Source organism: Streptomyces sp. NPDC008317, assembly GCF_042955955.1.
GTDB lineage: Bacteria > Actinomycetota > Actinomycetes > Streptomycetales > Streptomycetaceae > Actinacidiphila.
This window is the reverse complement of record NZ_JBIBFQ010000005.1, coordinates 144880-164360: the sequence shown is the minus strand read 5'-3', so window position 1 is coordinate 164360 and position 19481 is coordinate 144880. Positions and strand designations below refer to the sequence as shown.

At 70.6% G+C, this 19481-nt stretch carries 18 protein-coding genes; 14 read left to right on the top strand and 4 right to left on the bottom strand.

The features are described from left to right. Nucleotides 1-329 precede the first annotated feature (329 nt). Together ACFY9V_RS17845 and ACFY9V_RS17840 are read left to right on the top strand one after the other, a co-directional pair. A complete protein-coding gene (locus ACFY9V_RS17845; RefSeq protein ID WP_391161864.1) occupies nt 330-2012 on the top strand; it encodes a xylosidase in 1683 nt (560 codons plus the stop codon). Between the two features lie 287 nt (nt 2013-2299). Further along, the gene (locus ACFY9V_RS17840) at nt 2300-3343 is read left to right on the top strand and encodes a hypothetical protein (protein WP_391161863.1); all 1044 of its coding nucleotides are present in this window, start codon (nt 2300-2302) and stop codon (nt 3341-3343) included. A 35-nt stretch (nt 3344-3378) separates the two neighbouring features. On the opposite strand, the gene ACFY9V_RS17835 is transcribed toward ACFY9V_RS17840, so the two are convergent. After that, a complete protein-coding gene (locus ACFY9V_RS17835) occupies nt 3379-4347 on the bottom strand; it encodes an alpha/beta hydrolase fold domain-containing protein (protein ID WP_391049830.1) in 969 nt (322 codons plus the stop codon). A gap of 260 nt (nt 4348-4607) precedes the next feature. On the opposite strand from ACFY9V_RS17835, the gene ACFY9V_RS17830 reads away from it, so the two are divergent. From ACFY9V_RS17830 to ACFY9V_RS17815, 4 genes are all read left to right on the top strand, one after another. Then, complete coding sequence (locus ACFY9V_RS17830) at nt 4608-5084, top strand: MarR family transcriptional regulator (RefSeq protein ID WP_355349192.1); 477 nt, start codon at nt 4608-4610, stop codon at nt 5082-5084. Between the two features lie 290 nt (nt 5085-5374). After that, the gene (locus ACFY9V_RS17825) at nt 5375-6412 is read left to right on the top strand and encodes a glycoside hydrolase family 11 protein (protein WP_391162210.1); all 1038 of its coding nucleotides are present in this window, start codon (nt 5375-5377) and stop codon (nt 6410-6412) included. A 151-nt stretch (nt 6413-6563) separates the two neighbouring features. After that, nucleotides 6564-7604, top strand: coding sequence for a polysaccharide deacetylase family protein (locus ACFY9V_RS17820; protein ID WP_391161862.1), 1041 nt, complete (start codon nt 6564-6566; stop codon nt 7602-7604). Between the two features lie 183 nt (nt 7605-7787). After that, on the top strand, nt 7788-8129 hold the full coding sequence (locus tag ACFY9V_RS17815) for a DUF5713 family protein (RefSeq protein WP_391161861.1): 342 nt from the start codon (nt 7788-7790) through the stop codon (nt 8127-8129). A gap of 114 nt (nt 8130-8243) precedes the next feature. Here ACFY9V_RS17815 and ACFY9V_RS17810 read toward each other — a convergent pair whose 3' ends face one another. Further along, the gene (locus ACFY9V_RS17810) at nt 8244-9062 is read right to left on the bottom strand and encodes a glucose 1-dehydrogenase (RefSeq protein WP_355349183.1); all 819 of its coding nucleotides are present in this window, start codon (nt 9060-9062) and stop codon (nt 8244-8246) included. Nucleotides 9063-9149: 87 nt separating this feature from the next. Here ACFY9V_RS17810 and ACFY9V_RS17805 point away from each other — a divergent pair, with 87 nt between their 5' ends. Further along, on the top strand, nt 9150-10001 hold the full coding sequence (locus tag ACFY9V_RS17805; RefSeq protein ID WP_391161860.1) for a helix-turn-helix domain-containing protein: 852 nt from the start codon (nt 9150-9152) through the stop codon (nt 9999-10001). A 32-nt stretch (nt 10002-10033) separates the two neighbouring features. On the opposite strand, the gene ACFY9V_RS17800 is transcribed toward ACFY9V_RS17805, so the two are convergent. Then, nucleotides 10034-10927 carry a helix-turn-helix transcriptional regulator gene (locus ACFY9V_RS17800; protein WP_355349177.1) on the bottom strand — a complete coding sequence of 298 codons (894 nt, stop codon included), beginning with the start codon at nt 10925-10927 and terminating at the stop codon, nt 10034-10036. A 470-nt stretch (nt 10928-11397) separates the two neighbouring features. Between ACFY9V_RS17800 and ACFY9V_RS17795 the strand changes: the two genes are divergently transcribed. The 6 genes from ACFY9V_RS17795 (at nt 11398) to ACFY9V_RS17770 (ending at nt 17576) form a co-directional block, all read left to right on the top strand. Beyond that, on the top strand, nt 11398-14124 hold the full coding sequence (locus ACFY9V_RS17795; protein WP_391161859.1) for a ricin-type beta-trefoil lectin domain protein: 2727 nt from the start codon (nt 11398-11400) through the stop codon (nt 14122-14124). Nucleotides 14125-14423: 299 nt separating this feature from the next. Next, the gene (locus ACFY9V_RS17790) at nt 14424-15188 is read left to right on the top strand and encodes a G1 family glutamic endopeptidase (RefSeq protein WP_355349171.1); all 765 of its coding nucleotides are present in this window, start codon (nt 14424-14426) and stop codon (nt 15186-15188) included. Nucleotides 15189-15378: 190 nt separating this feature from the next. Continuing rightward, a complete protein-coding gene (locus ACFY9V_RS17785) occupies nt 15379-15696 on the top strand; it encodes a hypothetical protein (RefSeq protein ID WP_355349168.1) in 318 nt (105 codons plus the stop codon). Between the two features lie 343 nt (nt 15697-16039). Beyond that, nucleotides 16040-16168 carry a hypothetical protein gene (locus tag ACFY9V_RS17780; RefSeq protein ID WP_391161858.1) on the top strand — a complete coding sequence of 43 codons (129 nt, stop codon included), beginning with the start codon at nt 16040-16042 and terminating at the stop codon, nt 16166-16168. Between the two features lie 93 nt (nt 16169-16261). Beyond that, nucleotides 16262-16765, top strand: coding sequence for an N-acetyltransferase (locus ACFY9V_RS17775; protein ID WP_391161857.1), 504 nt, complete (start codon nt 16262-16264; stop codon nt 16763-16765). A gap of 64 nt (nt 16766-16829) precedes the next feature. After that, complete coding sequence (locus ACFY9V_RS17770) at nt 16830-17576, top strand: RNase H family protein (protein WP_391161856.1); 747 nt, start codon at nt 16830-16832, stop codon at nt 17574-17576. Nucleotides 17577-17583: 7 nt separating this feature from the next. Here the strand turns inward: ACFY9V_RS17770 and ACFY9V_RS17765 are convergent, their stop codons facing one another. Further along, nucleotides 17584-18714 (bottom strand): nitric oxide synthase oxygenase, encoded by a 1131-nt coding sequence (locus ACFY9V_RS17765; protein ID WP_391162209.1) that lies wholly within the window; start codon nt 18712-18714, stop codon nt 17584-17586. Between the two features lie 336 nt (nt 18715-19050). On the opposite strand from ACFY9V_RS17765, the gene ACFY9V_RS17760 reads away from it, so the two are divergent. After that, the gene (locus tag ACFY9V_RS17760) at nt 19051-19479 is read left to right on the top strand and encodes a nuclear transport factor 2 family protein (protein WP_391161855.1); all 429 of its coding nucleotides are present in this window, start codon (nt 19051-19053) and stop codon (nt 19477-19479) included. Nucleotides 19480-19481 lie beyond the last annotated feature (2 nt).

The window sequence follows — 19481 nt, the reverse complement described above, 5'->3', positions numbered from 1 at the left end:
GCGCCATTCGGGAGAATTCCGGAGGAACCGTCAATCAGGTCTGGACCCTTGACGCACCATTGGATTCAGCAGTTGAATCGGCGCGTGCCCGATACCGCTTGTGCACGGAAGATCGGCGTGAAGGCGCGTGTCAAGGGACTGTGCGCGCCGGACCCCACCGCAAGTCAGCGTAATTCGAGCGGAATTCACCGGGCTGGCCACGCGCGCCCCGCGTGGCCCACCACGGAACACTGAGTTCATCTGTTGAACAGGCCAACAGCATGAACCCCCACACTCAGTCCACCGATACGCCCGGCGGTCCCGCCGCGCGTCGCCGTTCGGAGTCATCCATGGCAGTGTCACGTCGCAAGTTCGTGAGCGTCACCGCGGCCGGTACGTCCGCCGCCGCCCTCGGCGCCCTGGGTCTGGCCGCGAGAGCCTCGGCGTCCGCCGTCTCCCCGTCCGCGTCGGCCGCCCCCGCCGCGAGCGGGCCGGGAGACGTGGTCGGAAAGGTCACGGTCGGCTATCAGGGCTGGTTCGCCTGCATCGGCGACGGCGCCCCGATCAACGCCTGGTGGCACTGGAGCCCCAACTCCAGCCAGCCCCCGTCGCCGTCCAACACCGGCATCGTCGCCTGGCCCGACATGCGCGACTACACCAAGACGTACCAGACCGCCTACGCGAATCTCGGCAACGGCCAGCCCGCCACGCTCTTCTCGTCCTACGACCAGCAGACCGTGGACACCCACTTCCAGTGGATGCAGCAGAACAACATCGACACCGCCGCGCTCCAGCGCTTCAACCCCGTCGGCGGCGAAGGTCCGACACGCGACGCGATGGCCACCAAGGTGCGCAGCGCCGCCGAGTCGCACGGCCGGAAGTTCTACATCATGTACGACGTCACCGACTGGACCAACATGCAGTCGGAGATCAAGACCGACTGGACCAACAAGATGAAGGCCCACACGGCCTCGTCCGCCTACGCGACGCAGAACGGCAAGCCGGTCGTCTGCATCTGGGGCTTCGGCTTCAACGACGACAAACGCCCGTGGGCGCCCGCGCCCTGCCTGGACGTCGTCAACTGGTTCAAGTCCCAGGGCTGTTACGTCATCGGCGGCGTACCCACCTGGTGGCGGACCGGCGACCGCGACTCCCGCGCCGGATTCAGCGACGTCTACCACGCGTTCAACATGATCTCGCCGTGGATGGTCGGCCGGATCGGCAACGTCTCGGACGCCGACAACTTCTACAACGTGGCGACCGTCCCCGACCTCGCCGAATGCGCCGCCCACGGCATCGACTACCAGCCGTGCGTCCTGCCCGGCGCCGTCACACTCCGCCAGCGCGCGCACGGCGACTTCATGTGGCGGCAGTTCTACAACATGTGCCGGGCAGGGGTGCAGGGCATCTACATCTCGATGTTCGACGAGTACAACGAGGGCAACCAGATCGCCAAGACCGCCGAGTCCCAGGCTTTCGTGCCGACCAACTCCGGGTTCCTGGCACTGGACGAGGACGGCACGGCCTGCTCGTCGGACTACTACCTGCGGCTGACCGGCGACGGCGGCAAGATGCTCAAGGGCCAGATCGCCCTCACCGCGACCCGCCCCACCCAGCCGACGACCACCACACCGGGCGGCGGCACCGGTACCGTGATCAGCCTGCGCGCCCGCGTGAACAACAACTACGTGACCGCCGAGAACGCCGGAGCCGCGGCCCTCATCGCCAACAGGACCGCCATCGGCGCCTGGGAGCAGTTCGACATGACCGACGCGGGCGGCGGCAACATCGCGCTGCGCGCCCACGCCAACAACCGCTACGTCAGCGCGGGTTCCGGCAATCTCATCGCCGACTCCACCACCGTCGGCGCCGCCCAGACCTTCACCCTCGTCCACAACTCCGACGGCAGCGTCAGCCTCCGCGCCCAGGCCACCAACCAGTACGTGACCGCCGAGAACGCGGGCGCCGCGCCGCTGGTCGCCAACCGGGCCGCCATCGGCGCCTGGGAGAAATTCGACCTGATCACCGGCTAGGCCCTAGCGGCAGCGGCTCGCGCACCTTGCGCCTTTCTGCCCGGCACCGCCTTCCCCGGGCAGGGAGGCGCCCCGCCATGTCCGGGCCCAGGCGGCCCGCGCGGGCGGACGGTCCGATTCCGCCCGCCGCGGCGGCGGAGTCCGGCCGACCCGTCGGGAAACCCTCCCGGCGTGGCGCGCGAAACAGGGTGGCCGATCGCCGGAGCAGGTGATCTGATGGACGTCGGGGACTGCCGACGCGGGGGCGCGGCGGCACCGAAGAGCCGGTCGAGGACAGGGGCGGGTCGATGTCGCAGGGGGATCCTGCCGGAGCGGTGCCGGAGTTGGAACCGCGGTCGGGCGCGGGGACCGACGAAGAGCACAAGAGCCAGTTGCTCGTACGGGAAGCGCTCTCGGTCATCGGCGCGGTCGTCCAGACGCTGATGGGACTCGTCGCCGACCTCCAGGCGTGGTGCGCGGTCCTGGAGCGCCGGGCGAATGAGGCGGTCGGCATCGACGCCCCGCCGCGGCGCAGGGAACTGGCCGACCACCAGGACCGGTTGGTCGCCGCGGAGTCCCTGCTGGCCAGAGCCCGCAGGGAACGAGAGGCGGCGGAGGAGCTGGCCGTCGGCGTCCGGCGGTCGGCCGTGGAGCAGGGCCGGGCCCGTACGCGACCTGGCCCGTCCCGCACTCCGGTCGTGGACGGCGGTCCCGGCTCCGGGGCCGACGAGGGTTCCCGGGTGGGCGCCGCGATCGCCCGGCTGCGGGAATTCGACCTCGCGCTGGAGAGCGCCGACGAACAGCTCGAGGCGTACGACGCCCGGGCCGCCGCCGTACGCGTACTCGTGGAGCCCGGCCCCGAACCGGGTCCGGCCGACGACACCGCCGACGCCGTGACCGGATCGGCCGCGACGCCGAAGATGGCGGACGGCCACGCGGACGGCTACTCGAAGGACGACCGGGAGGCGGACGAGGCGGACCCGCCGGAGGACCGGAAGCCGCCGGCCCCGGTCTGGACGACCTGGTGCACCGTCCTGACCGGCTGCGGCCTGCTGCTCGCGGCCATACTGGCCGGCACCAGCTTCACCTACGCGCGCTGGGAGCACCCGGGCGCCGAGGCCGTGACCTGGTACGCGATCGGTGACCTGCTCGCCCTGTGCGTCGTCGTCTTCGTCGGCCTGATGGTGCTCGGCACCCTCGTGGAGCGCTACGAGCTGTCCACCCTGGGGGAGACCTCACTCGTCCTGGCGATCCTCCTGGTGGTGCCCGTGCTCGGGGTGGGGATGTGGCACCCCGAGGCGTTCGGCCATATGGGCATGTGGGGACGGTCGTTGGCGCGCTCGTTGGTGTGAGGCGCAGGCGAGCGCGTCGCGGGCCGCCGTGACGGTCAGTCGGTGCCGAGCGCTGAACGCAGCACGGTGACCGCCTGGTTGATCGCACCCTCCGCGGCCTGCGTGCCGCGCAGCGCGTTGAGCATCACGAAGTCGTGGATGATCGCGGGGTAGCGGGTCGCGGTGACGGCGACACCCGCCTGCCGGAGCTTGTCGGCGTACGCCTCGCCCTCGTCGCGCAGCACATCGGCCTCACCGGTGACGACCAGCGCGGGCGGCAGCCCGGTGAGCTGTTCCGTGGTGGCGCGCAGCGGGGACGCGGTGATCTCGGCGCGCTGCGCGGGGTCCTTCGTGTACTGGTCCCAGAACCACTGCATGCCGTCGCGGCGCAGGAAGTAACCGGTCGCGAACCGGTGGTACGAATCGGTGTCGAAGCTCGCGTCGGTGACCGGGTAGAACAGCACCTGCTGGACGAGCGGCACATCACCGCGCTCCTTGGCCATCAAGGTCAGCGCGGCGGCCATGTTGCCGCCGACCGAGTCCCCGGCGACCGCGATACGGCTCGCGTCCAGACCCTTGGCCGCGCCGTCGGTGACGACCCAGCGGGCGACGGCGTAGTTCTGCTCGATCGCGACCGGGTAGCGGGCCTCGGGGGACAGGTCGTACTCGGGGAAGACCACCGCCGCGCCGACACCGGCCGCCAGTTCGCGCACCAGCCGGTCGTGGGTGTGGGCGTTGCCGAACACCCAGCCCGCGCCGTGGATGTAGAGGATCACCGGCAGCGTTCCGACGGCGCCCTTGGGACGGACGACGCGCACCCGTACGGACTCGGTCGGGCCGTCCTCGACGGTCACCCACTCCTCGTCCACCTCGGGCGCGTCGATCTCGCCGGACTGCACCTCGTCGACCGTCTTGCGGCCCGCCACGGGGCCGAGGTCGAACAGATACGGCGGGTTGGCCGTGGCGGCGGCGAATTCCGCGGCGGCCGGTTCCAGGACGGGTGCTGCGGGGGTGGACTCGGACATGACGGGGGCTCCTCGTGGGACGGAAGGGGAGGGACGGACGGTGTGGGCGTCGGCTCCGGGTGCGCTCCGGGCCGGCGCGTCGTGGTGGATCGTGCTCGGCCGTGCCCTGTCGTGCTCGGCAGGGAGAGCCGGCCACACCCCAGAAGACTAGGACACGATTAGCTCGTGTACAAGCTAATCGTGCGCGTTGAAATTGCCTCATGGTGAAGCTAGGCTGATCGGTCGACCCCGTCACCCGTCCCCGAGGAGGGCCAGCCCGCATGGACAGCACGGAAGCCGCCGACGCCGAGCCCGCGTTCACTCTGCTCCTGGACGACCAGCTCTGCTTCGCGCTGTACGCGGCCTCCCGTGCGGTCACCAGCCGCTACCGTCCGCTGCTGGACGAGCTCGGCCTCACGTATCCGCAGTACCTGGTGCTGCTGGTGCTCTGGCAGCACGGCGACGTCCCGATCAAGGACGTCGGCGCCGCCCTGCAACTCGACTACGGCACCCTGACCCCGCTGATCAAGCGGCTGGAGGCGGCCGGCCTGGTCCGCCGCGAGCGCAGCGCCGAGGACGAGCGCACCGTCCGCGTCATCCTCACCGAGCGGGGCGACGCGCTGCGCGACCGGGCCCGCGACGTACCCCCCGCGATAGGCGCGGCGATGGGTCTGTCGCCTCGGGAGACCGAGGCCGCCATGACCCTGTTGCGCCGTCTCGCGGACAACGTCTCGGCCGATCTCGCCCGCCGGTCGTAGACCTCGCGCCCGCACTCGGAAGGCTTTCCGAAACATTCGGGATTTCATCCCCTTGGGGGTGATCTCGCGGGTCGGCGGTTTTGTGGGTCAACCAATTCCTCCGGCTATTGATGCGCGTCTGCCTGCGGGAATGGCTGGTGCCGTACGCCTGACTGGTGGCGAAGCTTTCGTAATCGATGCCGAAAGTGTTGACACGTGACGTGCTCCGCTCAACACTGTCGCGGCAGACGGTCCTCACGAGACGAGGAGGAAGCACGCACATGAACGACGCACCCGCACCCGTACCCGACATGAGCCGCAGACGGCGCCCGTTAGGGCTGCTCAGCCGTTTCCGGCTGCTCATCAGCGGCGCCTGCGCGATAGCGCTGGTCGGCGTGGCCGCGCTCATCCTGCCCGGCACCGCCAACGCCGACACGATCATCACGTCGAACCAGACCGGCACCAACAACGGCTACTACTACTCGTTCTGGACCGACGGCGGCGGATCCGTCTCCATGAACCTGGGCTCCGGCGGCAACTACAGCACCTCGTGGAGCAATGCCGGCAACTTCGTCGCAGGCAAGGGCTGGGCCACCGGCGGACGCCGGAGCGTCGCCTACTCGGGCAGCTTCAACCCCTCGGGCAACGCCTACCTGTCGCTGTACGGATGGACGACGAATCCGCTGGTCGAGTACTACGTCGTCGACAACTACGGCACCTACCGGCCGACCGGCACGTACAAGGGCACGGTCACCAGCGACGGCGGCACGTACGACATCTACGAGACGACACGGGTCAACGCCCCGTCGATCGAGGGCACCCGGACCTTCAACCAGTACTGGAGCGTCCGGCAGTCGAAGCGGACCGGCGGCACCATCACCACGGGCAACCACTTCGACGCGTGGGCCAGCCACGGGATGAGCCTCGGCAGCTTCAACTACATGATCCTCGCCACCGAGGGCTACCAGAGCAGCGGCAACTCCAACATCACGCTGGGAAGCACCGGCGGCACCACCGGAGGGTCGACCACGGGTGGTTCGACCACCGGCGGGTCCACCACCGGGGGCTCCACCGGAGGCGGGGGCAGTTGCACGGCCGCGCTGTCCGCCGGTGAGCAGTGGAGCGACCGCTACAACCTCAACGTCTCGGTCTCGGGCTCCAGTTCGTGGACGGTGACGATGAACGTTCCGGCGCCGGAGAAGATCATCGCGACGTGGAACATCAACGCCACGTATCCCAGTGCCCAGGTCTTGACCGCCAAGCCGAACGGCAGCGGCAACAACTGGGGTGTGACGATCCAGACCAACGGCGCCTGGACCTGGCCGACGGTCTCGTGCAGTCCGAGCTGACGCCGTACGCCGGTACGCGCGTAGCCCGTACGCCCGTATCCCCGGACCGCGTTGCCCGGTACAGCGTTTCCCGGCACCGCGTGTACCGGTACCGCGTGGCCCCGTCATCCCCCCACGGAGTTCGCAACGCCACCACAAGGAGGCCCCCCACATGCGAACCAGACCGCACATGTCATTGCGTTCCCTGATCACGGGACTTGCCGTCGCCGCCACGGCGGTGGCGAGCGTCGTCACCTTCACCGTCGACGCCACCCCGTCGCACGCCGCCACCTGCAACGGGTACGTCGGACTCACCTTCGACGACGGTCCGTCCAACGACCACACCCCGAGCGTCCTCAACGCCCTTCGGCAGAACGGCCTGCGGGCCACGATGTTCAACGAGGGACAGTTCGCCGCGTCCTATCCGTCCCAGGTCCAGGCCGAGATCAACGCGGGGATGTGGGTCGGCAACCACAGCTACACCCACCCCCACCTGATCCAGGAGAGCCAGGCCCAGATCGACTCGGAGGTCTCCAGGACCCAGCAGGCCATCGCCGCGGCTGGCGGCGGCACACCGAAACTGTTCCGTCCGCCGTACGGCGAGACCAACGCGACCTTGCAGTCGGTCGAGGCCAAGTACGGTCTGACCCAGATCATCTGGGACGTCGACTCGCAGGACTGGAACGGCGCGAGCACCGACGCGATCGTGCAGGCCAACGCCCGGCTCACCAACGGCCAGATCATCCTCATGCACGAGTGGCCCGCGAACACGCTCGCCGCGATCCCGCGGATCGCGCAGGGCCTCGCGAGCCGCGGCCTGTGCGCGGGCATGATCTCCCCGCAGACCGGCCGCGCCGTCGCCCCCGACAGCGGCGGTACGAGCGGCGGCGGGACCGGAGGCACCACCGGAGGCACGACCGGAGGCACCACCGGGGGCGGTGGCGGGGGCAGTTGCACCGCGACCCTCTCCGCCGGTCAGCAGTGGAACGACCGGTACAACCTGAACGTGGCGGTGTCCGGGTCGAGTTCGTGGACGGTGACGATGAACGTTCCGGCGCCGGAGAAGATCATCGCGACATGGAACATCAACGCCACGTATCCCAGTGCCCAGGTCTTGACCGCCAAGCCGAACGGCAGCGGCAACAACTGGGGTGTGACGATCCAGACCAACGGCGCCTGGACGTGGCCGACGGTGTCGTGCAGTCCGAGCTGACCTGAGCCAGCCCGCGACGAGCGGCGCCGGACCGCGCTGAAGCGCGGGCTCACGCGACCGGGGCGCGGCGGCCGACGGCCGTCGCGCCACCGGCGTTGTCAGTGGTGTGGTGCACGATCGGAGACGTCGGACATTCCACACTGGACGCGGGGCTGATCCAGGGCAGAAGGGGAGGGCGTCGCCATGGCGATCACCAACCAGCAGGTCAAGGAACGGGCGTTCCTCGAGGTGCTGTACGAGGACGAGTATTTTCCCGACCACGTCCTCGACAAGGGGAAGGCCATCCTGCTGGACCTGTGCGAGCGGATCGAGGCGGAGCGGCCCGCGGACCTGAAGGCGCTGTACGCGCTGACGGCGGTCGCGACGGAGCGGTTCAACGCTCTGGAGGCGGAGTTCGACGCCGCGGGCAGCGAGATCGAGACCGTCGCACGGGAGGAGATAGGCGGGGACATCTGGTTCGTGGCGACGGCCTACGGCTTCGAGGACGCGGACGTCGAGGAACTGATCGCCGCCCGCGAGTGGTGACGGCGCGAGTGGCACCGCCGCCCGCCGCCCGGTGACACCCGCCGATGACCGGTGACACCCGCCGATAACCGGTGACATCCGCCGACGACCGGTGACGGCCGCGGTCCGCGCGGCTCAGGCCGCCGCGCCGCCGTCCACCCGCAGGACGGTGCCCGTCACGTAGGACGCGCGGTCGCTGAGCAGCCAGGCGGCGGCCTCCGCGATCTCGGCGGGGTCGGCGGCCCGGCGCAGCGGGGTGTGCGCCGTGATCCGGTCGAGCAGACCGGGGGACTCCGCCGCCCAGGCGTGGATCATCTCGGTCAGTGTGCCGCCGGGAGCGATGGCGTTGACGCGGATGCCCTCGGGACCGTATGTGACGGCGGCCGACTCGGTGAGGCTGTTGACCGCCCGCTTCATCGCGCCGTAGGCGGGCAGTTCGGGGTTGCCCCGCAGGCTGCCGACGCTGGAGTTGTTGACGATGGCGCCGGTCCCCGCGGTGGCCCGGATCGCGGCGACCTCGGCGGCCATCGCGAGCCACGGACCCCGGAGGTTCACGGCGTAGAGGCGGTCGAAGTCGGCCTCCGGTACCTGGTCCAGCGGGCCGGGTGACGCGTTCGTGGCGCCGTTGTTGAAGGCGACGTCGAGGCGGCCGAACCGCTCCACCGTACGGTCGACCGCCGCGCGTACGCTCGCCGCGTCGGCCAGGTCGCACACCACGTGGTCGGCGGTGCCGCCCGCCGCCCCGACCTGCTCGGTCACGGCCTTGAGCTGCGCCTCGGTACGGGCCGCGAGCATGACGCGGGCGCCCTCGCGGGCGAAGAGCAGGGCCGCGGCGGCGCCGATGCCGCGACCCGCGCCGGTGATGAGGGCGACCTTGTCCGCCAGCAGCCCGGTGGCGGCGCCGGTCGCGGTGGTGTCGGTGGTGGGTGTGTCGACGTTGGGTGTGGTGTTCATGGCATCGAGCGTGCGCCGGACCGCCGGGCGCAGCCAGGCACCGGCTGTACCTGGCTGCGCCCGGCGGCACGCGAGCACACTGGGGAGGTGGACAGACGAGAACTGGCCGACTTCCTGCGCAGCAGACGCGAGCGGATCACCCCTGCCGAGGTGGGGCTGCCCGCCGGGACCCGGCGCCGCACACCGGGGCTGCGCCGCGAGGAGGCGGCCCAGCTCGCCTTCATCTCGACCGAGTACTACACGCGGCTCGAACAGGCCCGCGGCCCCCGCCCGTCCCGCGAGGTCCTGGCGGGGCTGGCCCGTGCGCTGCGGCTGACGGACGTCGAGCGCGACCATCTCCACCACCTCGCGGGCGCCCCGCCGGGACCGCCCGCAGGACCCTCGCGCGAGGTGCGCCAGAGCATCCTCGACCTGCTGGACCGCCTGCCGCAGGCCGCGGCGACCGTGATGTCCGCGACCGGAGAGGTCATCGCCTGGAACGACCTGGCGGCGGCCCTCATGGAGGACTTCTCCGCCCTGCCGCGCCGCGACCGCAACTTCGTCCGCCGCGCCTTCCTCGGACCGCACCGGCAGGGCCAGCGGCTGTACGGGGTATCGGACGTGGACCGTTTCGCGAGCAACGCCGCCCAGCGGCTGCGTACCGTCGCCGCCCGCTACCCCGACGACCCCGAGGTGACGGAGCTGGTGGCCGAGCTGCGGGCCGGGAGCGCGGAATTCCGCGAGCTGTGGGCCTCCCACGACGTGCGCAGCGAGCCCACCCTCCGCAAGACCTTCCAGCACCCGCTGGTCGGGCCGGTCACCGTCAACTGCGACGTCCTGGACATCGCCGACCGGGACCAGCAGGTCGTGATCTACACCGCGACGCCCGGCTCGCCGTCCGAGGAGGCGCTGCGGCTGCTGTCCGTCATCGGCACCCAGCGCATGGACGTGACCGGCTGAAGCCACCGCCCGGCCGGGTGCGGGCCGGCGTGTCAGCCGAGCGGGTGCTCCTCAGCGGCCGATGCGGGGGTGTCACCCGCCGGGAGGTGGGACGCGGCCCACGAGGCGAGGAAGCGCAGGCCCTCGTGGGTACGGCTGCCCGGCTCCGCGGTCCAGACGATGAGCTGCTGGTCGGGGTCGGTACTCGCGGTCAGGGTGTCCCAGTCCAGACTGAGCTCCCCGGCGACGGGATGGCGCAGGGCCTTGGTGCCCACGCTGAGCGTGGCGACCTGATGGGTGGCCCACCACTGGCGGAACTGCTCGTCCTGCACGGACAGTTCACCGACCAGTTCGACGAGCCCCGGGTCGTCGGGGTACTTGGCGGCCTCCATCCGCAGCTGCGACACGCAGGTGCGCGCCACTTTCTCCCAGTCCGCGTAGAGCGATTTCATCGACGGATCGGTGAAGATGATCCGCACGTAATTCCGGTGCTTTTCCGGGATGGCCGAGAAATCGGTGATGAGCGCCGAGGCGAGCGAATTCCACGCGATGATATCCATGCAACGGCCCATGACAATGGCGGGTGTCGCACCGAGGTCGTCCAGAAGCCGTCGCAATTGCGGCTGGACTTTCTGCCGGGTGCGGCGGCGCGGTCGCACGAGTGTCTTCCCGGCCAGCCCGAAGAGGTAGTCGCGCTGGTCGTCGTCCAGTCGCAGCACCCGGGCCAGGGCGGCCAGCACGGACACCGAGGCATGGATACGGCCCTGCTCCAGGCGGGTGTAGTAGTCGGTGCTGATCGCGGCGAGCTGCGCCACTTCCTCCCGGCGCAGCCCGGGCACCCGCCGGGGTGTACCGGGGTCCGGCAGCCCCACGGTGCGCGGGCCGAGCTCGGCCCGCCGGGCCTTCAGGAACTCGCCCAGCTCATTCATGTGCGCGTCGCCGGTCATGCCAGCCATTGTCGCACCGGCGGCCGGCCGTGTGAGGGGGAGAGTTTCCTCCCCGGATGTCCTCCTCCCGTGAGCCGGCGCTCCCTTTCGTGTTCCCGTGAGATATGTGATCACGGTCGTCGAATGGCCACGGCGGTGAGACGGCCGATCACCGGGGGCCGAAGGCCCACTCCCCGGCCGACCGGGCCGCGCTGATCAACTCCCGCCTTCACCGCTCTCGCCTTCACCGCTCTCGCCTTCACCGCTCTCGCCTTCACCGCTCCCGTTCTCTCCGCTCACGCCCCCCGCTGATCCACTTCGAGCGCCGTGCGACGGCGCGGCCCGCTGACGACGACTGTCGACGTTTGTTTCTGTTTTCTTCGTTCGCCATATTGACCAAGAAGTGAACATGACAACACACTGAACGCCATCCCCCCACGGTGAAGGGTTCAGTCATGTTACGAACATGGAGATTTGCCCCGTTGTGGGTCATGGGGCTGCTCATCGCACTGCTGACCGTCGGCGTCGCCCCCGCGAACGCGGCCACCACCACGATCACGGTGGACGGGACACAGGGCGGCCGGACCTTCGACGGCATCGGCGCGATCAGCGGCGGAGGCGGCAACTCCCGGCTGCTGACCGACTACCCGGCCGCGCAACAGGCGCAGATCCTCGACTACCTGTTCAAGCCCGGCTACGGCGCGAACCTGCAACTGCTGAAACTGGAGATCGGCGGCGACGCCAACTCCACCGACGGCTCGGAACCGTCGATCGAACACGTCAAAGGCCAGATCAACTGCGACGCCGGATACGAATTCTGGCTCGCGGAACAGGCCAGGGCCCGCAATCCGAACATCGGTCTCTACGGCCTCGCCTGGGCCGCGCCCGGCTGGATCAACGGCGGCTTCTGGTCCACCGACACGATCAACTACCTGATCTCCTGGCTCGGCTGCGCCAAACAGCACGGCCTGACGATCAAGTACCTCGGCGGCTGGAACGAGCGCGGGCACGACGCCAACTGGTACGTCCAACTGCGAGCGGCGCTGAACACCGCCGGATACTCCGGTGTGCAACTCGTCGCCGACGACAGCGGCTGGGGCGTGGCCGACGACATGGCGAACAACGCCGCGTTCAACAACGCCGTCTCGATCATCGGCACGCACTACTCCTGCGCGGGCGGCGACGGCGGCAGCGCCGACACGTGCAGCAGCACCGCCGCCGCGCGGAACAACGGCAAGCCGCTGTGGGACAGCGAGAACGGCTCGCAGGACATGAACACCGGAGCCCCCGCCTTGATCAGGGCCATCACCCGCGGCTACACCGACGCCAAGATGGTCAGCTACTTCAACTGGCCGCTGCTCGCCGCGATCTACCCCAATCTGCCGTACAACACGGTGGGCCTGGCCACCGCCAACTCGCCCTGGTCGGGGAACTACACCATCGGCGCCAGCACCTGGGCCACCGCCCAGGTCACCCAATTCACCCAGCCCGGCTGGAAGTTCATCGACTCCGCCTCCGGCTACCTCGGCGGCGCCGAGTCCAACGGCACCTACGTGACGATCAAGTCGAACACCACCTCCGACTACTCCACCGTGCTGGAGACCACGACCGCCACCGCCGCGCAGACGGTGAACCTCCACGTCCAGGGCGGCCTGTCCACCGGCGCCGTGCACGTCTGGGCCACCCAGGTGAACGCGCCGAGCGCGGCCACCTCCTTCGTCCACACGCAGGACATCATCCCGGCCGGCGGCTCGTACTCCCTGACGCTGCAACCCGGTTACGTCTACACGGTCACCACGACCACCGGCCAGGGCAAGGGCACCGCCACCGGCCCGGCGGCGCACGCGCTGCCGCTGCCGTACTCCGACACCTTCGACGCCGCCGCCACCAACACCGAGGCCCGGTATCTCTCCGACATGCAGGGCTCCTTCGAGGCGCGGCCCTGCGCCGGCGGACGGACGGGGCAGTGCGTGCAGCAGGTGGCGCCGGTCAAGCCGATCGAATGGCAGGAGGACTCCGACGCGTTCACCCTCGTCGGCGACACGACCTGGTCGAATTACACGGCCGGAGTCGACGTCAACCTCCAACAGGCGGGCACCGTGACCCTGTTGGGCCGGGCGGGTACCCAGTCGCGGCCCCAGAGCCACCAGGCTGCCTACCAGTTGCGGCTCTCCAACACCGGAGCCTGGTCGATCGCGAAGAGCACCAGCTCGGGCAACCTCAGCACGCTGACGTCCGGGAGCCACGCCGCGCTCGCGCTCAACACCTGGCACACCGTGACGATCGGCTTCTCCGGCGACCAGATCACCGCGACCCTCGACGGCGCCACCCTGGGCACCGTCAACGACGGCTCGTACGCCAGCGGCCAGGTCGGTTTCGGTGTCGTCGGCTACCAGACCGACCAGTTCGACAACCTCGCGATCACCCCGAAGGCCGCGGGCAACGTCAGCGGCTTCCTCAAGGACCGGCACTCCGGGATCTGCGCCGACGTGCCCGCCCGCGGTCAGGCCAACGGCACCGTGGTCACCCTGTGGGACTGCAACGGGGACACCAACCAGACCTGGACCGCCACCCCCGCCAAGCAACTCATGGTCTACGGCACCAAATGCCTGGACGCAGCGGGCGGCGGCACCGCGGACGGCACGGCCGTCGACATCTCCGACTGCACCGGCGCAACAGGTCAGCAGTGGAACGTCAACGCGGACGGCAGCGTCGTCAACGTCGGCTCGGGCAAGTGCCTCGACGTGACCGGCGCCGGCACCGCGAACAGCACCCCGCTCGAACTGTGGACCTGCAACAACGGGGCCAACCAGAAGTGGGACCGCGGCGCCGTCGCGGCCTCCCTCACCGGCCAGGACTCCGGCCGCTGCGTGGACGTGCCCGCCGCGAGCCAGGCCGACGGCACGAAACCCGCGCTGTGGGACTGCAACCGCGGCAATCAGCAGACCTGGACGTCCACCGCCACCAACCAGTTGACCGTCTACGACACCAAGTGCCTGGGCACCATCGGCCACGCCACCGCGGACGGCACCGGCCTGGAGATCAACGCGTGCGACGGCAGCGCCGCCCAGCAGTGGCGGGTCCGCTCCGACGGCACGGTCGTCAACGTGGCCTCCGGCACCTGCCTGGACGCCGTCGGCACGGGTACGGCCAACAGCACGCCGTTGGACATCTGGACCTGCAACAACGGCGGCAATCAGAAGTGGGCGCGCAACTGAGCGATGCCCGAGGCCGGTTCTCGCCGGTCCGCCGCGCGTGAGGCCGTCCCGGCGTCCGACACCCGGACGCCGGGACGGCCCCTTTTCGCCCCTGTTCGAGTGCCGTGGAGATCAACTGGACGTGCCCACAAGGCGACTTGGCGTGAGTTTTGCCGATCGTTTGATTCCGCCTGCACCTACGCGCCGCGCTTGTCAGCACACTGTCAAGCACCACTGGTGCCACGCACCCCTCAGGGGCCACACACCCCTCCGGTCGCGCCGGTGACACCTGTACCGCGAGACCCGCGAGAAGGAGCAGCATGTCGGCAACAACGCGCATCACCGCCGTATCCGCCGTGGCCGCAGCAGTCCTGTCCGCCCTCGCGACCGCGCCCTCCGCGGTCGCCTCGGCCGACTCATCGGTCCGCCTCACCCCCATGGGCAGCCACCGCCTGATCGGCCCGAACAGCCGCATCGTGCACAGCACCAGTTCCAACTGGGCCGGTTACGCGGCCACCGGCTCCACCTTCACCAGCGTCTCCGCGAGCTGGGTCCAGCCGTCGGTGACCTGCACCGGCGCCACTACGTACTCCTCGTTCTGGATAGGTCTCGACGGCGACGGCAGCAACTCCGTGGAGCAGACCGGGACCGAGGCGGACTGCTCCGGCGGTCGCGCCGTGTACTCCTCGTGGTACGAGATGTACCCGGCCTATCCCGTGAACTACTCCAACGCGGTGAGCCCCGGCGACCACTTCACCTCGACGGTCTCCACCAACGGCAGCGGCTCGTTCACGCTCACCCTCAGCGACACCACCAAGAACTGGACGAAGACCACCAAGAAGACGCTCCAGGGCGCCTCCCTGGCCTCCGCGGAGATCATCGCCGAGGCGCCGTCCAGCTCCACCGGCGTCCTGCCGCTCGCGCACTTCAGCACCGCGTCCTTCACCAACGCCACCGCCAACGGCCAGGCGATCGGCACCTACGGCCCCGACAAGATCAACATGGCCTCCGGCAGCACCACCAAGGCGACCACCTCCGCGCTCTCCGGCGGCAACGCCTTCAGCGTCACCTGGAACCACAGCTAGCCCCAGCGCCTCCGGACGCCCACCGCGCAGGTGACCGCGCCGTACGGACTCCGGCACCGCGCACGGCTCCTCCGTCCGGATGACGTACCCACGTCAGTCGTACCGCGAGGTGCCCGACACGCCGCACGCCGGCGGGCCGGGCACCTCGCGGGTGGGATGGCGGGCGGCGGAACGGGCAGACGTAACCCTCATGACCACCTATGTTGTGACCGTCCCCGGCACCTTCCTCGACGCGCCGACCGCCGAGGCCCGCTCGACGCTCGTCCGGGCCCTGCGCCCCGTCGACCCGCAGAGCACGGACTTCGGCGAGGACGAGGAGCTGGACATCCTGACGATGTACGGCGACTCCAGCGCCTTCAGCGTGCGCGTCGCGGTCGACGCCGACAATCCGCCCGCCGCCGAGGGGGCCGCGCGCGACCTCGTCAACGACGCGCTCGGCGTCGCGGGCTTCACCGAGGAGACCGCCCGGCTCGGCGACCCCGTCATCACCGGCATCGACGCGGAGTGAACGGGCCCGCGGGCGCGGCGGGCCGGTCCCCGACGACGGTCCGCCGCCGCTGTCCGCGCGCCCGCGGAACTGAGTACGGGAACTCACGCGCCCGCCACCGCCCGGCGGGCATGATCGTGGGCATGACCCGAGCCCGACTCCGCGGAGCCGCCCTTGTCCTCCCGCCGTCGCTGACCGCCGTGGCGGCGCTCGCGCTGACCGGCTGCGGCACGCGGACCGTGGACAGCGCGGGGGCCGAAGCGCCGTCCGGGCGGCCCACCGCGGCCGTGACCTCCGCCTCGGCCTCGTCGCCCTCGGCTACGCCCCCGACTCGGTCAGCGTCTCGGCCTACGGCTCCACCTATGTGGGCTTCGTCGTCGACCACACCCCGATCTGCCTCAAGGGCGCGCTGAACACGGCCGGCACCGAGGTCGACGCCTTCGCCGGTTACGCCGACGGCACCGGCTGCCAGCAGCCGAAGGGCGGTCACTGACCGCCGACGGGCCTTCGCGGACCGTCCGCCGCCATGTCGCGGCGGCGATAAATCCGGTGCGGTGCGACGTTCCACCGCGCTAGCCTCCGCCGCATGACCTGGCTGCCAGCTGACTTCGTCCACCCCGTCCGCGTCCCCGTGCCCGGCGGCCACCATCTGCGCCCGATCGCCGGATCCGACACCGCGCTCGACTACCCCGCGGTGATGGGCTCGCGCGACCGCCTCTGGTCGATCTTCGGCCCGGCCTGGGGCTGGCCGCCCGCCGACATGACGTACGAGGCCGATCTCGCCGATCTCGAACGGCACGCGACCGAGATCGCCGCGCACCAGTCCTTCAACTACGCGCTCTTCGACGACGCGAACACCGCGCTGCTCGGCTGTGTCTACATCGACCCGCCGGAGAAGGCGGGCGCCGACGCCGAGATCTCGTGGTGGGTGGTGGACGACCGGGTGGGCACCGACCTGGAGCGGGCGCTGGACGCCCTGGTGCCGCGCTGGATCGCGGAGGACTGGCCCTTCGAGCGCCCGCGCCACATCGGCCGTGACCTGTCGTGGAAGGAGTGGCTCGCCCTGCCGGATTACTCGCCCGAGCCGTAGCCCCGCCTCACCCCTGCCCGGGCGCCTCCTCGGGCCGGGGCCGTACGACCGTCCGCGGGCTGGCATGATCTCTGGCATGGCAGAACGCATCATCGCCGCGTGTGACGGGGCATCGAAGGGGAATCCGGGACCGGCCGCGTGGGCCTGGGTGATCGCCGACGGTACGGGGGAGCCCGACCGCTGGGAGGCGGGCCCGCTGGGCACGGCCACCAACAACGTCGCGGAACTCACCGCCCTGCTCCGGCTGTTGGAGACCGTCGACCCCGCCGTGCCGATGGAGATCCGGATGGACTCCCAGTACGCGATGAAGGCGGTCACCACCTGGCTGCCCGGTTGGAAGCGCAAGGGCTGGAAGACCGCCGCGGGCAAGCCCGTCGCCAACCAGGAACTCGTCGCGGGCATCGACGCGCTGCTCACCGGCCGTGACGTCGAGTTCACGTACGTCGCCGCCCACCAGGTCGACGGCGACCGGCTCAACGACTACGCCGACCGCGCCGCCAGCAACACCGCCATCACCCAGCAAGCCTCGGGCACCCGCTACGACTCCCCGCCGCCGCCCCGCAACCCCGACACCCCCCGCGCCTCGTCCGCCCCCAAGCGCAAGCCCTCCGGAGGCCGAAGCGGCAACGGCGGCGGGACCGGGACAGCGAGCGCCGCCACCGGCGCCACGTCCGCCTCCTCGCGCACCCTCAACGCCAAATTCCCCGGCCGCTGCCGCTGCGGCCGCTCGTACGCCGCGGGCGAGCCGATCGCCAAGAACCCCGACGGCTGGGGCCACCCGGAGTGCCGCGACCAGGACGGAACGCGGTAGCGCCGGATCAGGCGTACGAGGCGCCGTCCGCCGCTTCCCGCGGGTGGCGGACGAAGCCGGGGCTGAGGACGCGGTCGTCGTAGGTGCGGTGGAAGACCGGGGTGGTGGCGCCGGACATGGGCGGGACGATCCAGGCCCAGTCGGCCTGGACCTCGCGGCCCTTGCGCCGCTCGCGGTCGAGGTGCTGGAGGAAACGTTCCGCCTCGGTGTGGTGGTCGGCCAGGGTGACTCCGGCGCGGTCGAAGGAGTGCAGGACGGCGCGGTTGAGCTCGACCAGGGCGCGGTCCTTCCACAGGGAGCGGACGCTTCCGGTGTCGATGCCGAGACTGTCCGCGACGCGCGGCAGGAGGTCGTAGCGGTCGACGTCGGCCAGATTGCGGGCGCCGATCTCCGTCCCCATGTACCAGCCGTTGAAGGGCGCCGCCCCGTAGCAGACGCCGCCGATCTCCAGGCACATGTCGGAGACGGCGGGGACCGCGTGCCAGCGCAGTCCCCACTGGGCGCTCCAGGGGCGCTCGGGGTGGTCGAGCGGCACGTGCAGGACGGCGTCGGAGGGCAGGTCGAACAGCCGGGGCTTGTCGTCGACGCCCTCGACGATCAGCGGGAGCACGTCGAAGGCGGTACGCGGGCCGCCGGGCCAGCCGAGCCGCGCCGCGAGGCCGGTGATGTCCGCGGTGCGCGGGTCACCGGTGACCGTGCCGTCGGCCGCCCGGTATCCGGCGTAGCGGATGAGCTGCTCGTTCCTGATCCGCGGGCCGCGCCGCTCGGGGGCGTCAGGGGCGAAGACCGAGATCAGCGGCCTGATCCGGCCGCCGTTGGTGGCGATCCGCAGATGCGTCGCGCACTCCTCGGCGATCTCCTCCGCCTCCGTGACGTGCCGCAGGTCGCGCACCTGCAAGGACCGCCAATAGAGCCGCCCGATACAGCGGTTGCTGTTGCGCCACGCGACCCGCGCGCCGAACGCCAGCTCCGCCGAGGTGTGTTGATACGTGCCTGTGTCGCCGATCTCCGCGCGCACTGCCGTGAGCCTGCTGTCCAGGTCGCCCGCGGCGGGCTCCTCGCCGTGATAGAGCCGCAGGAACTCCTCGGCCTTGCGCCCGAGTTCACGCGCCGCCCTGAGCTTCGCGCGCCCCGCCATCACATCGACGGGGGCCGCCGGTGGCAGCGGCTCGCGCCCCGCGTCGTCCTGCCCTGCCGTGTCGCGCTGCCGGAGTCCCGGTCTGTTCAGGATTCTGAGTATCACAGGCACCTCGGATCGACGAAGGGCTGACCTCGATCGACGGTCCCGGAATTCACTCCCCGGTGTGACACGACCGTCGGCAGTGATCACAGTTGGCCGGACTCCGTCCGAACCGCGTCGCCTTCTGCCCGCCGACACGTCCGGGTCCGACCGCCGCCGGACCGTACGGCGGCGGTCGCGTGCGCACTACGCTGGCAGACCGGTCGGGACGGGCCTGGCCCGAGAGGAGTCCCGTTGCCGCTCACCACCGAGGACCGCGTCGCCGTCACCGAGCTGATCCACCTGCACGGCCACCTCTTCGACGGCGGCGAACTCGACCGGCTGGACGAGCTGTTCACCGCCGACGTGGTCTACGACGTGAGCGACTACGGCGGCGGAGCGCTCGTCGGCATCGCGGCCGTCCGGGAGGCGGCGCTCACGCTCGGCGACCGCAATCCCGTCGCCCACCACGTCACCAACGTGGTCATCACCGAACTGCCCGACGGCGCCGTCCGCGTCCGGTCCAAGGGCTTCGGCGTCAACACCGACGGCACGTGCGGGAGTCTGACGTACGACGACCGGGTGACGCGCGGCGCGGACGGCTGGCGGATCAGCCACCGTACGCTGCTGGCCCGGCGGATCCCGCTGAACGGCGTCGGCCGGGAGCCGGGACCCAGCGCCTGAGC

What these genes read in the sequence shown, in the direction of transcription:
- ACFY9V_RS17845 (WP_391161864.1), top strand. Translation starts at nt 330, where the DNA reads ATGGCAGTGTCACGTCGCAAGTTCGTGAGCGTCACCGCGGCCGGTACG.
- ACFY9V_RS17840 (WP_391161863.1), top strand. Translation starts at nt 2,300, where the DNA reads ATGTCGCAGGGGGATCCTGCCGGAGCGGTGCCGGAGTTGGAACCGCGG.
- ACFY9V_RS17835 (WP_391049830.1), bottom strand. Translation starts at nt 4,347, where the DNA reads ATGTCCGAGTCCACCCCCGCAGCACCCGTCCTGGAACCGGCCGCCGCG.
- ACFY9V_RS17830 (WP_355349192.1), top strand. Translation starts at nt 4,608, where the DNA reads ATGGACAGCACGGAAGCCGCCGACGCCGAGCCCGCGTTCACTCTGCTC.
- ACFY9V_RS17825 (WP_391162210.1), top strand. Translation starts at nt 5,375, where the DNA reads ATGAGCCGCAGACGGCGCCCGTTAGGGCTGCTCAGCCGTTTCCGGCTG.
- ACFY9V_RS17820 (WP_391161862.1), top strand. Translation starts at nt 6,564, where the DNA reads ATGCGAACCAGACCGCACATGTCATTGCGTTCCCTGATCACGGGACTT.
- ACFY9V_RS17815 (WP_391161861.1), top strand. Translation starts at nt 7,788, where the DNA reads ATGGCGATCACCAACCAGCAGGTCAAGGAACGGGCGTTCCTCGAGGTG.
- ACFY9V_RS17810 (WP_355349183.1), bottom strand. Translation starts at nt 9,062, where the DNA reads ATGAACACCACACCCAACGTCGACACACCCACCACCGACACCACCGCG.
- ACFY9V_RS17800 (WP_355349177.1), bottom strand. Translation starts at nt 10,927, where the DNA reads ATGACCGGCGACGCGCACATGAATGAGCTGGGCGAGTTCCTGAAGGCC.
- ACFY9V_RS17795 (WP_391161859.1), top strand. Translation starts at nt 11,398, where the DNA reads ATGGGGCTGCTCATCGCACTGCTGACCGTCGGCGTCGCCCCCGCGAAC.
- ACFY9V_RS17790 (WP_355349171.1), top strand. Translation starts at nt 14,424, where the DNA reads ATGTCGGCAACAACGCGCATCACCGCCGTATCCGCCGTGGCCGCAGCA.
- ACFY9V_RS17785 (WP_355349168.1), top strand. Translation starts at nt 15,379, where the DNA reads ATGACCACCTATGTTGTGACCGTCCCCGGCACCTTCCTCGACGCGCCG.
- ACFY9V_RS17775 (WP_391161857.1), top strand. Translation starts at nt 16,262, where the DNA reads ATGACCTGGCTGCCAGCTGACTTCGTCCACCCCGTCCGCGTCCCCGTG.
- ACFY9V_RS17770 (WP_391161856.1), top strand. Translation starts at nt 16,830, where the DNA reads ATGATCTCTGGCATGGCAGAACGCATCATCGCCGCGTGTGACGGGGCA.
- ACFY9V_RS17765 (WP_391162209.1), bottom strand. Translation starts at nt 18,714, where the DNA reads ATGGCGGGGCGCGCGAAGCTCAGGGCGGCGCGTGAACTCGGGCGCAAG.